The 12,737-nt window shown below is 63.9% G+C and carries 8 protein-coding genes and 1 tRNA gene; 2 read left to right on the top strand and 7 right to left on the bottom strand.

Annotated elements, in window-relative coordinates; translation table 11 throughout:
* Positions 1-4: 4 nt before the first annotated feature.
* The 4 genes from G410_RS0110890 to G410_RS0110875 form a co-directional block, all read right to left on the bottom strand.
* Positions 5-364, bottom strand: coding sequence for a hypothetical protein (locus G410_RS0110890; protein ID WP_022673690.1), 360 nt, complete (start codon positions 362-364; stop codon positions 5-7).
* Positions 365-415: 51 nt separating this feature from the next.
* Positions 416-490 (bottom strand) — tRNA-Asn (locus tag G410_RS0110885).
* 124 nt (positions 491-614) lie between these two features.
* Complete coding sequence (gene secA, locus G410_RS0110880; protein ID WP_022673689.1) at positions 615-3,341, bottom strand: preprotein translocase subunit SecA; 2,727 nt, start codon at positions 3,339-3,341, stop codon at positions 615-617.
* 111 nt (positions 3,342-3,452) lie between these two features.
* Entirely contained in the window at positions 3,453-3,770 is a 318-nt protein-coding gene (locus G410_RS0110875) for a hypothetical protein (RefSeq protein ID WP_211215017.1), read from the bottom strand.
* Positions 3,771-3,835: 65 nt separating this feature from the next.
* On the opposite strand from G410_RS0110875, the gene argJ reads away from it, so the two are divergent.
* The gene (gene argJ / locus G410_RS0110870; protein WP_022673687.1) at positions 3,836-5,065 is read left to right on the top strand and encodes a bifunctional glutamate N-acetyltransferase/amino-acid acetyltransferase ArgJ; all 1,230 of its coding nucleotides are present in this window, start codon (positions 3,836-3,838) and stop codon (positions 5,063-5,065) included.
* Positions 5,065-5,859: an inositol monophosphatase family protein gene (locus tag G410_RS0110865; protein WP_022673686.1), complete on the top strand. Its 795-nt coding sequence runs from the start codon at positions 5,065-5,067 to the stop codon at positions 5,857-5,859. Before argJ ends, G410_RS0110865 begins: the two co-directional genes overlap by 1 nt.
* Before the next feature lie 29 nt (positions 5,860-5,888).
* Here the strand turns inward: G410_RS0110865 and trxA are convergent, their stop codons facing one another.
* The 3 genes from trxA to addB all read right to left on the bottom strand — a co-directional run bounded on the left by trxA (position 5,889) and on the right by addB (position 12,726).
* Entirely contained in the window at positions 5,889-6,206 is a 318-nt protein-coding gene (gene trxA, locus G410_RS0110860; protein WP_022673685.1) for a thioredoxin, read from the bottom strand.
* A gap of 89 nt (positions 6,207-6,295) precedes the next feature.
* Positions 6,296-9,754, bottom strand: coding sequence for a double-strand break repair helicase AddA (gene addA, locus G410_RS0110855; RefSeq protein WP_022673684.1), 3,459 nt, complete (start codon positions 9,752-9,754; stop codon positions 6,296-6,298).
* Positions 9,730-12,726 (bottom strand): double-strand break repair protein AddB, encoded by a 2,997-nt coding sequence (gene addB, locus G410_RS0110850; RefSeq protein ID WP_022673683.1) that lies wholly within the window; start codon positions 12,724-12,726, stop codon positions 9,730-9,732. The genes addA and addB overlap by 25 nt, the downstream gene beginning before the upstream one ends.
* Between the last annotated feature and the right edge of the window lie 11 nt (positions 12,727-12,737).

Genomic DNA, 12,737 nt, shown 5'->3' with positions numbered 1-12,737 from the left:
GGCTTCAAATGCGCGGGGGCTGTTTTATAGGCGAAGGATCGCCGATGATCGGAATGTCGACCGCAATGCCTTCTTCCTGGCTCATCGCATCGCTGCGGCCAGAATGGTCGATATCATAGGAGCGTTCGGCACCGGTCATCTCGACAATGGCGGAGACGGCGCCCTGTGCTTCCGCCCAGGCCAGCGCGGCATGCTCGGCAGCGCCCGAACTGCGATATTCGCCGCGGTCACGGGCAGTAATCCACAGAAGCCCGCGCAACAGCTCGCAGCTCCAGCCAAAATGCTGATCCGTATATGCTATGATCCGGACGCGCGCCTGCTGTTCGACAGCCGTTTCGCCTAGCGCCAATCGCGTAACCTGCATGCAAAGCCTCCTTACCGGCGCCATCCTAGCAAAGATCGCAGATTTGGAAAGTGGCTCCCCGGGACGGATTCGAACCATCGGCCGTCCGATTAACAGTCGGATGCTCTACCGCTGAGCTACCGGGGAACATGCTAGGGCATCGCCCTGTGCAGACCGCGCCTATAGCAGCGGATTTTCAGAGATGGCAAGTGCTGTGTGACCAATAAATTATGCCGCCGTCCAACAGCTCGTCAGACGGCGGCATTTGCGGTCAAACCTGACCGTGGCAATGCTTGTATTTCCGGCCCGATCCACAGGGGCATGGTGCGTTCCGGCTGATATTCGGGTTGTTTTCCAACGCTTCCATATCCGCTTCCCCCACCTGCCGCGGCGGCAGCGTGTCGATCATGCCGCGTGTGCCGGCATCCTGATCGTTGGTGTCATCTTCTCCGGTCAGTGGATCGATATGGGTCGTGAGAAAATCGGGCAGGTCCGGCAGTTCGGCGAAATTGATCGCCGGACGCGCGCCGAATTCGCTGGTCGCCAGCGTCTTGGTCACATCTTCGCGAATTTGATCGAGCATCCGCTGGAAGAGCGCGAAGCTTTCCTGCTTATATTCGTTTAGCGGAGTTTTCTGAGCATAGGCGCGCAAGAAGACCACCTGGCGCAGCGCATCCAGGGTCGATAGATGCTCCTTCCAATGATGATCGAGCGACTGGAGCAGAATGCTCTTCTCCACGTCGTGCCACATGCTCGGCTCAATATTCTGCGCCTTCGTCTGAATCTTCTGCGCGACCATATCGCTCAACCGGGTGGCCAAGACTTCCGGCTCGATCGCGTCTTCTTCGAGCCACATATCGATAGGCGGCTCTTCGCCCACCAGATCGGCCGATTTCTCTTTCAGTCCGGCAACATCCCACTGCTCAGGATAGGTACCGGCAGGACAATGTTCATCCACAATCGCATGGATCGAATCGAGCCGCATATCCTCGATCACATCGTCAACCGCATCGGCATCCATCACGTCCGCGCGCTGCTCGTAAATCACCTTGCGCTGGTCGTTCATGACGTTGTCATATTCCACAACCTGCTTGCGCGCCTCGTAATTGCGCGCCTCCACCTTCTTCTGCGCCGTCTCGATCGCTTTGCTGAGCCATTTGCCGCCGATCGCTTCACCATCTTCCAGGCTGGAATTCATCATGCGCGCAAACAGCGATTCGCTGCCGAAGATGCGCAGCAGATCGTCCTCCAGGCACAGATAGAAGCGGCTAAGGCCCGGATCGCCCTGACGGCCCGAACGGCCGCGCAGCTGGTTGTCGATGCGGCGGCTTTCATGCCTTTCCGTGCCCAGCACGAACAGGCCGCCGGCTTCCAGCACCTTCGCCTTTTCGGCTGCTATCTCTTCCTTGATGCGGGCTATCGCCTCGTCGCGCGCCGGGCCTTCTTGCAGATCGGCCAGTTCCTCTTCGATCCGAAATTCCAGATTGCCGCCAAGCTGAATGTCGGTGCCGCGTCCAGCCATGTTGGTGGCGATCGTCACCGCGCCCAGACGTCCCGCCTGCGCCACGATATGCGCTTCGCTTTCGTGCATGCGCGCATTCAGGATGTTATGCGCCACGCCCTCGCGATTGAGATATTCCGAAAGAAGCTCGGACTTCTCGATCGACACCGTGCCCACCAGCACTGGCTGGCCGATCTCGTTCTTCTCCTTGATCGCCACGGCGATGGCGGCGAATTTATCGGCGATGTTCTTGTAGAATTGGTCGTCCTCGTCGATCCGCTGGACCGGCAGGTTGGTCGGCATTTCCGCGACGTTGAGCTTGTAGATTTCGTAGAATTCGCCCGCTTCCGTTGCCGCCGTGCCGGTCATGCCGGCAAGCTTGGGATACATGCGGAAATAGTTCTGGAAGGTGATGGTCGCCATCGTCTGGTTTTCAGGCTTGATGTCGACGCCTTCCTTGGCCTCGACCGCCTGATGCAGGCCATCGGACCAGCGGCGACCGTCCATCATGCGGCCGGTGAACTCATCGATGATGACGATCTTGCCGTCCTTCACGATATAGTCCGTGTCGCGCTTGAACATCAGATGCGCGCGCATCGCGTTCTCGACATGATGAACCACCAGCGTGTTTTCAAAATCATAGAGGTTGGAGCCTTCGAGCAGCCCGGCCTCTTCCAGCATCCGCTCGATTTTCTCCGTCCCGTCTTCGGTCAGCAGCACGCGCTTGGATTTTTCGTCCTTCTCGTAATCATCTTCAGCCAGCTGCGGGATGATGCCGTTGATCGACGAATAGAGTTCGGACCGGTCGTCGGTCGGGCCGGAAATGATCAGCGGCGTGCGCGCCTCATCGATCAGGATCGAATCCACTTCATCGACGATGGCGAAATTGAACGGCCGCTGGACCATGTCGTCGCGGCTATATTTCATATTGTCGCGCAGATAATCGAAGCCCAGCTCGTTGTTCGTCGCATAGGTGATATCGGCATGATAGGCGGCGCGGCGCGCGGCCTGATCGAGATCGGGAATGATGGTGCCATAGGTCAGGCCGAGGAAGCCGTAGAGCTGGCCCATCCACTCCAGATCGCGCCGTGCCAGATAGTCGTTCACGGTGACGACGTGCACGCCCTTGCCTTCCAGCGCATTGAGATACACCGCCAGCGTGGCGACCAGGGTCTTGCCCTCGCCGGTGCGCATCTCGGCAATCTCACCGCGATGCAGCACCACGCCGCCGACCAGCTGCACATCGAAATGCCGCATGCCCAGCACGCGCTTGGACGCCTCGCGCACCGTGGCAAAGGCTTCGGGCAGAATGTCCTCCAGCGTCTCGCCAGCTTCCAAGCGGCTGCGGAACTTCGGCGTCTGTGCCTGCAGCTCCTCATCGGTCAACTGCATGAGTTCGGGCTCGAACCCGTTTACCTTGTCGACGATCTTGTAGATGGATTTGACGTAACGTTCGTTGGACGAACCGAAGAGCGATTTGGCAATGGCGCCGAGCATAATGATATCCGATTGACTGAATGGACGGGCTCAGACGTTCAGCCGAGCCGCTTGAAAAATATGGGAAAAGATGGTGCGCGGCGCAATAATGGCCGTCGCGGACAGCAGCCTTTAGGGCTTGCCCTCATCCCATGCGTGCCGATCGCCCGTGCCCCAGTGGAGCGGCAGATCGGACATGTCGGCTGCACAGGACAGCTGGACCGATGGCGCCCTGGCCACCACCAGCATGCTGGTCTCAGCCAGGAACGCGCAGCGCTGGGTCGCGCCCGGTTTTGCGATAGCCGCCGTGGCGGAAACGAACGCATCCGGACGTCCGGCGGACGACTCGACTTCCGCGAGGCCGCTGTCACGCACGCTCTGGGCCGCCAGCGGCACGCCCATCACGGCGTGCACCAGTAGCAGCATCAGACTTGCAAAGGTGAATTTCATCAATAGACCCGCGCGGAACATTCCTGACTGTCTCCTACCAAAAACCGACCGAAAGGCAACTGGCCGTGTCGCTCAACCGCTCTCCCCTCGCCCCGTCTCATTTTCCCGACCTGCCCGCCATCGATGGCGTCACGCTGCGCACGGCGCGGGCCGGGTATACGCGGCGGCAACGGTTCGACATGACCTATGCCGAACTGGCCGATGGCACGGCGGTCGCCGGTGTGTTCACCAAAAGCAAATGCCCGTCCTACGAGGTGCAATGGGGCAAGGAGACCGCCGTGCTCGGCCGGGCCCGTGCGCTCATCGTGAATGCGGGCAACAGCAATGCCTTTACTGGCCTGAGCGGGCGGCAGGCGGTGGAGACCATCATCGCGCATGTCGCGCATCATCTGGATTGTCAGCCATCGGACGTGTTCGTCAGCTCCACCGGCGTCATCGGCGTGCCGCTGCCGATCGACAAGGCAGAGGCCGGGCTGAAACAGGTGTTCGCCGCCGATCCCTGCGGCTGGGAAGATGCCGCGCTCGCGATCGGTACCACCGATACGTTCGCCAAAGGCGCTGCCGCCTCGGCCGTCGTTTGCGGCAGAACGGTGCAGCTGGCGGGCATCGTCAAGGGATCGGGCATGATCGCGCCCGACATGGCCACCATGCTGGGCTATGTCTTCACCGACGCCGCCGTGGACCATCTCTTCCTGCAGAAAATGCTGGAAAAGGCCACGGCGCGCAGCTTCAACGCCATCACCGTGGACGGCGACACCTCGACCAGCGACACCGTGCTCGCCTTCGCGACTGGCTTGGCTGGCGACGCTCCACTGACTGACTGGGACGATGACGGCGCGGATGCCTTTTACGCCGCGCTGGAGGATGTCTGCCGTAGCCTCGCCCATCAGGTGGTACGCGATGGCGAAGGCGCGCAGAAATTCATCGAGATCAGCGTGACCGGGGCGCAGAGCGATGAAAGCGCCCGCATCATCGGCCTGTCGATCGCCAATTCGCCGCTGGTGAAAACGGCCATTGCGGGCGAAGATGCCAATTGGGGCCGCGTGGTCATGGCGGTCGGCAAGGCGGGCGAACCTGCCGAACGCGATCTGCTCTCCATCCGCTTCGGGGCCACCGAAGTGGCGGCCAAAGGCGAGGTTGTGCGCGGCTATGACGAGACACCCGTCGCCGAGCATCTGAAGGGTCAGGAGATCGATATCGGCGTCGATATCGGCATCGGCGATGGCAGCGCCACGGTCTGGACCTGCGATCTCACCCATGGATATATCACGATCAACGCGGATTATCGAAGCTGATGCACAACCTGTATGAACCGGTCTCGGCGATTATGCGGGCCTGTAGCGAGACCGTCATTCTCAAGCATTTCCAGAACCTGTCCGCCGGGCAGATCGAGGAAAAGGCGCCGAACGATCTGGTCACCGTCGCCGACAAGGAAAGCGAGCGCTTCCTGACGACCAAGCTCGGTGAGCTGCTGCCCGAAGCCGCGATCCTGGGAGAAGAGGCCACCGCCGCCGACCCATCGGTAATGCAGCGCATACATGCGCCGCTATGCTGGGTAATCGATCCGATCGACGGCACCGGCAATTTTGCGCGCGGCCAATCCCCGTTTGGCATCTTGATCGCGCTGGTACGCGGCGGCGAGACCGAAGCGGGCTGGATCTATGATCCGGTGACCAAGCGGCTGTGCCATGCGTCTCGCGGTCGAGGCGCCTGGATCAACGATGTGCCGGTCACGTCGAAAGGTAGCGGACAGGCTCGTCCCGTTGCCGCGCTATATACCAGCTTCATGGATGCCTCGGAGCGCCAACGTGTCGATGCGGCTGGCGCGGCGCATTATGATGTCGTGCCGCCGCCAATGTGCGCCGCAGAGCAATATCCGCTACTGGTGACCGGTAAGCATGACGTGACGATCTATCGCCGGTCCTTACCCTGGGACCACGCGGCGGGAGCGTTGTTTCTGAGCGAAGCGGGCGGCAAAATCGCGCGTTTCGATGGCACGCCCTATCGTCCCGACCAGACCGAGATGTCCGGCATGCTTGCGGCCGCCACGCCCGTTTTATGGGACGCAGCGGCCGCCGCATTGCTTTAAGGTCTATAGGCTAGACCGGCTAGCCAAGATCAGAGCGAGGCTTCGAGCCAGCTCTTGATCTGCGCCTTGGGCGCCGCGCCAACCTTGGTTTCCACTGGCTGTCCGTCCTTGAACAGGATCATGGTCGGAATACCGCGAACGCCATATTTGCCAGGGGTATCCGGGTGGTCGTCGATGTTCAGCTTGACGATGCTGACGCCGCCCATTTCCTCGCTCAGCTCCTCGAGCGACGGACCGATCATCTTGCATGGGCCGCACCATTCGGCCCAGAAATCGACCAGTACCGGGCCGTCCGCCTTCAATACATCTGCTTCGAAACTGTCATCGCCCACTGCTTTGGTCGCCATGATATCAAACTCCTTATCTGCTTGGTTCGAGGTAGAAACGCGCGAAGCGGCGCGCAAGTTTCGGACGCGAAACCATTGCTTTGGGGCGATCAAGCCGGACTGTTCGCGGCCAGCTGTTCCGCACTCAGTTCGATGAGCGTCGGGCCATAGGAATAGAGCAGGCCCGCGCGGACGGGGCGGCCGGGGAAGATGCTCCCAAGCGCCGCGACATATCGGGCCATCTGCCGTTGATAGGCAATCGGAACGGCTGCGGAATCGGGCGGGACATGCGCGCCGGTCTTGAAATCCACGACCAGTATTTCATTCGCGCCGATCAACAGACGGTCCACGGTGCCAGCGATCACCGTCTCGCCGACGACCGCAGCAATCGGCGCTTCGGCTAGAGCATCCGGCGCGAACAGCGCAGTCCAGCGCGGATTGGAGATAACGCGCATGGCCTGCGCCACCATCTCGGCGCGTCGATCCGCGTCCATGTCCGGCGCGCGGCGGGCAAGCCAAGCAGATCCCAGTTCATGGCGGCGCTCCACCTGCGCATCCGGCAGATGTTCGAACAGGCCATGCAGCAGGCGCCCGCGCTCGGCTGCGGCACGCATCGCCGGATCGGGCGGCGCGGAAAGGGCATCGTCCTCGCCGCCGCTCGACGGAGCCAATGGCCGCGGTGGGCGGCTCTCGACCGGCGCAGGCGCATGCAGCCAGTCCGGCGCGGCGGTTGGCGGCAGAGCTTCGCCCCGGTCGGCAGGTTTTGCCTTCGCCGTACCGCTGCCCGCAAAGCGCCGCAGCGCGCCCCATTCGGGATGCTCTTCCCATGCGCAGCCCATGGCATCCATCGCCCGGTCCAGCGCGGCGTACCAGCTATGCTCAGGCGCTTCTTTCGCGCGGATGCCGAGGGATCCGGCCAGCACGAGGCGCTCCTCGGCGCGGGTAAGCGCAACATATAGCAGGCGCCAATGCTCTTCCAGATCGCGGTCCTCGGCCAGCTTGGCAGCCTCGGCTAGGCGCCCGGCCCGCTCTTCCTTGCGCAACGCCAGCACCGGAATGTCGACGCCGGTGCGCAGCCCGTCATCGTCTTTCATCGCCAGATCGAAACTGCGATCCGGCGTTCGGGTAGGATCGGCGGTGGTGTCTGCCAGAATAACCAGCGGAGCCTGCAAGCCCTTGGAGCCATGTACGGTCATCACCCGCACCTCGCCCGAGGCCCCGGCCTGCTCCCGCTTCACGTCGACATCGCCGCGGTCGAACCAGTCGAGAAAGCCCTGCAGCGATGCGTGATGATTCTGCTCGAACAGGAAGGCGGCATTGACCAGTTCCCCGATCGGATCGAGCGCTTCATGGCCAAGCCGGGCCACCAGTCTGCGCCGCCCCTGCAGATCGCCGGACAATATGGTCTCCAGAAAAGCATGCGGCGTGCCGAATTCGGCGCGCGCCAGCAAATCGCGCAGCGGCTCGATCGCCTCGGCAAGCTGCGGCTGTTCGCGCAGATGCCGCCACAAGGCCCGGCCCCGCGCCTCTCCCGTGCGATAGGCGGCGGCCAGCAACTGGTCCTGTGTCCATCCGATCAGCGGGGAGACCAGCAATTCGGCCAGATTGAGGTCGTCCTCCGGCTGCACGGAAAAGCGAATGGCCGCGAGCAGATCCTTCACCGCCAGCGGTTGGCCGAGCCGCAACCGGTCTACGCCGGCCACCGGCACGCCTTCTGCATACAGCCGGGCCACCAGCAGCGATGCCAGCTCGGACCGGCGCCGGACGAGGATCATGATATCGCCCGGTGTCAGCGGCTTGCCCGTGGTGGCCAGAACGCGCTTTTCTGCCAACCAGTCCTTGATCTGCCGCGCCAGTTTCCTGGCATAGTTCAGCTTTTCTTCCGCCAGCCAGCTTTCCTCATCCTCGTCCGAGGCCGACTCATCGACAGGGCGAACAGGCTGAAGCAGCAGCACCTCCCCCACATCAGGTTTCACGCCCACATGCGGCGCCACCGGCTGCTCAAGTCCGAAGGCCCCATGCTGGCGTTCCGTCACCAGCGCATCGACAAGTTTCAGGATCGGTTCGGTCGATCGGAAGGAGGTATCGAGGTCCAGACGGGTCAGGGCGCGCGGCTCCACCCCGTCCAGTTCGGGATCGGCGAACGCCGCTTCGATCCGCTGATGAAGCCGTTCACGCGCCGCACGATATTGTTCGGGATCGGTGCCCTGAAAGCCGAAGATCGCCTGTTTGAAATCGCCCACGGTAAACAGCGTGCGCGTGCGCCCCGATCGCGCGCCGAGACCCGTGAAAAAGTCCTCGGTGACCGCTTCGATAATGTCCCACTGCGCACGGTTGGTATCCTGCGCTTCGTCCACCAGAACATGGTCGATCCGCGAATCGAGTTTGAACCGGATCCAGTCTCCAATGCCTGGCTGGCCAAGCAGGGCTGCGGCGCGGCGGATCAGATCGTCGAAATCGACGACCGCTCTGCGGCGCTTGGCCAGCGCATAGGCTTCGGCATAGGCGCGGCCTGCAGATAGGGCCGCGGCGTACATCGCCGCGAACCGCGCAAGGCCAAGCTGCGCTTTGAGATGCGCCGCCCAGTCCAGCATCTTTTGCGCTGCTTGTGCATAGCCATCCGTTTTCGGTGCGCGTTTGCTAAGTTCCCCCGCCTTGGTGGCCCAAACGCTGTCGATCTCGTCCAGTGCGGCCGCCCTCTGCTCCGCAGGCAGAGCCAGCCAGCGGTCGATCTTGTCGACATTCGCTGTGCCGGTAGCGGCTTTCCATTCGGCATTATGAGCACGAACGCTGCGCAGCACGGCCAGATCTATCGCACTATCGCTGCATTGGCTGGCCAGCCACTCTTCAGGATCGCCATCGATCTCCACACCGGCAATGCGGCGGGCAAAGACCGCGGCGCCTTCTACCGAGCCGGGCACCAGCGCCATGGCGTCCGGCGCGGCGGCACAGCGGATGAGAAAGCTCTCCGCCCCCTGCTCTCCAAGTCTGAGGCTGAGCTGCTGCAGCGCCTCGATCAGCCAACTGCGCCCGTCCGACGTGGCTTCGCTCACCAGATCGGCCAGCACCTCGCGCCGGAGCTGCATCTGATCGCGCTCCTCCAGCGGCGTGAAGCCCGGCACCAGGCCGGCCTCGGCGGGAAATGCCGTCAGCAGGGTCTGGCAGAAGCTGTGGATCGTCTGGATGCGCAGCCCCCCGCCGGGCGCGTCCAGCACCTTGGCAAACAGCCGCCGCGCCCGGGCCTGATCCTCCGGGCCGAAAGGCGCGCCGATCGCCATTAAATCCTTGGCCAGCAAGTCCGGCTTCATCCGCACCCAGGCGGCAAGCCGGGCATTGATGCGGTTGGCCATTTCCGCCGCGCCGGCCTTCGTAAAGGTCAGGCACAGCAAATTCTCCGGCGCGCTGCCGTCGATCAGGAGCCGGAACACCCGCGCGGTGAGCACCTGGGTCTTGCCGGTGCCCGCCGATGCGCTGAGCCAGATGTCGCGATCGGGCGCAACCGCGTCCTTCTGGCTGCCGTGGAGCGGATGAAGCGCGCCGACCGTCATGCCGCGCCGCGCCCATACCATTCGTCCAGACGCATCAGATGGTCATAGTCCCCATAGGGCGAATATTCCGGATGCAGCATCGCCGTGAAGGGCGCATCGCCAAGCAGCCACATCTCGATGGCCTCGCGCACATGGTGCGCGGCATGGGCCACGAAATCGTCCGCCGCGATCGCATCGTCGCCGCGCCCGCCGACCGGCGTGTCGATATAGCCAAGCTCGCCCTTGCGCGGACCGCTGACGGCCTTGGCGAGTGACCAATATTCGAAACCGCCGGCAGTGCCCGAGAGACCGTCGACGCCGCCATGTTCGACGATCAGCCCCGTCAGCCCAAGTTGCAGCGCATAGCCCGCGCGCACCTGCGCCTTGCCGGGCGGCTTGCCGGTCTTGTAATCCACGATCACCAGCGATCCATCGGCGCAGCGATCGATGCGGTCCACACGGCCTTTCAGGGTGACGCCGGCAAAATCGATGGTGCCGCGCTCCTCGATGATGGCGATGCTGCGGCCCTGCTCGCGCTCCAGCCGCCGCGTTTCTTCGGCGATCCAGTCGATCGCCTGCAGCAGCCGCGGTTCCCAAAGGGCGCGCATCAGCGGGTGTGCGCCCTGATTGTCCAGCAAGGCCTGCGCGCGTTCATGCAGCTTGGCCGGATCGCGCTGATCCTGCTTTGCCCATTCTTCGAGAATCTCATGCACCTTCGTGCCGCGCCATGCGGGCGTCGGATCGGCATCGACGGGATCGAGCGCCCGCAAGCCAAGAATGCGCGACGCATAGAAAGCAAAGGGGTCCGCCTTCAACCGGTCCAGATCGGTGATATTCAGCGCCACCTTGCGCTGCGCGGCCGTTGGTCGCGGCTCGGGGCGCTCGGCGGGCGTTGGTTCACCCGGCGCGTCGATCATCGCCGCCAGCGCAAGCGCACGGTCATCCTGCCGCAAATTGGTGCCGGCCATGGCTTGCAGCCGCAGCAGGAAACGTGAGGCCACCCCCGGTCCGCTGCGATCACGCCTGGCCCGGCTCAGCACGACTTCGGGCGCGCCCATCATGCCCGCCAGATCATGCGCGGCAAGACCGATCGACCGTTCCAGGGCCGGCAAGCCGAGTTCCCGCCGGATACGCGGCGCAAGCCATGGGTCGGGTTGCGGCAGCATGGGCCAGGTGCCCTCGTTCAGACCGCCGCAGATCACCAGATCGGCCTGCTGCAAACGTGCCTCCAGCAGGCCGTAAATGGCCACGCGCGGGTGACCGCCATAGGCCGGACGCACCGAAATATCGGCCATCAGCGCTTCCAGCCAGTCGGGCAGTTCCTCCGCCTCAGCCAGCGTGGGGCCATCTGCCGCCCGCGCGGACAAATCGGCCCAGAGGTCGGCCAGCATGCGCCCCTCGCGCCCGCGCCAGATCCGGTCGCCCGTCAAGGCTTCGGCTGCCGTTCTCAGCACGTACAGAGCCGCGGGCGCGGAGCGGGCCGCCTGCTGCATCGGTGCCAATATCGGCAGGACATCGGTCCACCAGTCCTGCAGCTTGGTCCAGCGGCTGATATGGGGCTCACGGCCAGCGTCGTCGGCGATCCGCCGGGCAATCCGGTCCGCCACACCGGCCAGGCCGCCGGCAGACCGTGGCCCGCGCAAAAGCAGGTCCAGCGAACGAACCTGATTGAGCCAGGCCAGACGGTCTTCCTGATCGCCGCTGCGCACAAGCGGATGCTTGAGCAGGCTGAGCAGCGCCACCGGCGCAAAATTCTGCGCCGCCGCTTCTGCCAGTGCCAGCATGAAGGTCCCGACGGGCACGTCGCTCAACGGACGTCCGGCGCTGTCGTCCGCCTCGATCCCCCAGCGCCGCAAATGGGCCGATACGCGCCGCGCCAGCTCACGGTCTGGCGTGGCGAGTGCGGCACGCTTGCCCGGTTGCTCCAGCGCTTCGCGGATCAGGATGGCAATGGCCTGCGACTCCGCCGCGCTGTCCGGCGCTTCCAGCACGCGCACGCCAGCCAGGCTGCGCCGTTCGCTAGGCAGATCCTGCCATTTGCCCGTCGCGTCCGGCGGCGCAAAAGCGTTGCTGATCGCATGGGCGCGGCGCGCAGGCGCATCGCTCTCGCCCGATCGCACCCAGCGCATGACTTCGCCGCGCGCGATCCCCATGCGATCCAGCAGAAGTTTCAGATGGAATTGCGGATGCGTTTCCAGTGCTGGCTGCACCGGGCCACCGTCGTCTCTGGGCGCATGCGGGCCAATTTCGCTCCACTCATCCTCCGGCATGGCGATGTCCAGATCAGGCAGGACCACCTGGCCTTTGGGCAGTTCGGCTACCACGCGTTGCAGCAAGGCAATGGCGGGTGCGGCGGTGGTGATCCCTGCCGCCACGACGAACCCCGCCGGCGGCGTCTTGCCCCACCGTGCCGCCACGCCGTCGATCAGCTGGTTGCGGCGCTCTGCAACATCGATCCGTCCGATGCTGCGCAAATGTGCGGACCAGTCCTGCGCCACCGCGCTGAACAGCGCGAGCGAGCGCTGATAATGATCGGCCAGTTCCTCGGCCAGGCTGAGTTGCCCCAGCGCATCCACATGCTTGCGTTCTATGATCAGCTGATCGAGCGCGCGCGCAAATTGATCGGCCAGACGCAAAGCCTCGGGCGCGCTCACGCCGGCGCCATCCACTTTCATCCGCCGCTGTACGATGCGGGCGACCGCAAGGCGGCGGGTGAGCGGATCTATGGCTGGCGGTACATCGGCGCCGACCGGGTCCAGCGCCAGACCCAGCGCCTCGCCCAGATCGAGATCGCCGATCGGCACCATGCGGGGCAGCAACAGGCCCGGCGCGGCGCGGCGCACGAAGGCATCCGATATCGCCCGCGCGGCACGATTGTTGGGGATCAGGATCATCCCGCCGGACAGGCCGCGATCGCCGTCGGCAAACCGGTCCAGCATCCCGGCGGCAAGCGCATCGGCAAAGCCACGATGCGCGGGGATCGTGTAGATGGCGGGCTTGGCCCTGCTACCCATGTGCCAGTCTG

It is taken from the genome of Novosphingopyxis baekryungensis DSM 16222 (assembly GCF_000420305.1).
Taxonomy (GTDB): Bacteria; Pseudomonadota; Alphaproteobacteria; order Sphingomonadales; family Sphingomonadaceae; genus Novosphingopyxis; species Novosphingopyxis baekryungensis.
This window is presented reverse-complemented; position numbering and strand designations above follow the sequence as displayed.

Bases quoted from the DNA above. Each gene is read 5' to 3' on its own strand.
- trxA (WP_022673685.1), bottom strand. From the start codon at position 6,206: ATGGCGACCAAAGCAGTGGGCGATGACAGTTTCGAAGCAGATGTATTG.
- G410_RS0110890 (WP_022673690.1), bottom strand. From the start codon at position 364: ATGCAGGTTACGCGATTGGCGCTAGGCGAAACGGCTGTCGAACAGCAG.
- addA (WP_022673684.1), bottom strand. From the start codon at position 9,754: ATGGTATGGGCGCGGCGCGGCATGACGGTCGGCGCGCTTCATCCGCTC.
- G410_RS0110875 (WP_211215017.1), bottom strand. From the start codon at position 3,770: ATGAAATTCACCTTTGCAAGTCTGATGCTGCTACTGGTGCACGCCGTG.
- G410_RS0110865 (WP_022673686.1), top strand. From the start codon at position 5,065: ATGCACAACCTGTATGAACCGGTCTCGGCGATTATGCGGGCCTGTAGC.
- addB (WP_022673683.1), bottom strand. From the start codon at position 12,726: ATGGGTAGCAGGGCCAAGCCCGCCATCTACACGATCCCCGCGCATCGT.
- secA (WP_022673689.1), bottom strand. From the start codon at position 3,341: ATGCTCGGCGCCATTGCCAAATCGCTCTTCGGTTCGTCCAACGAACGT.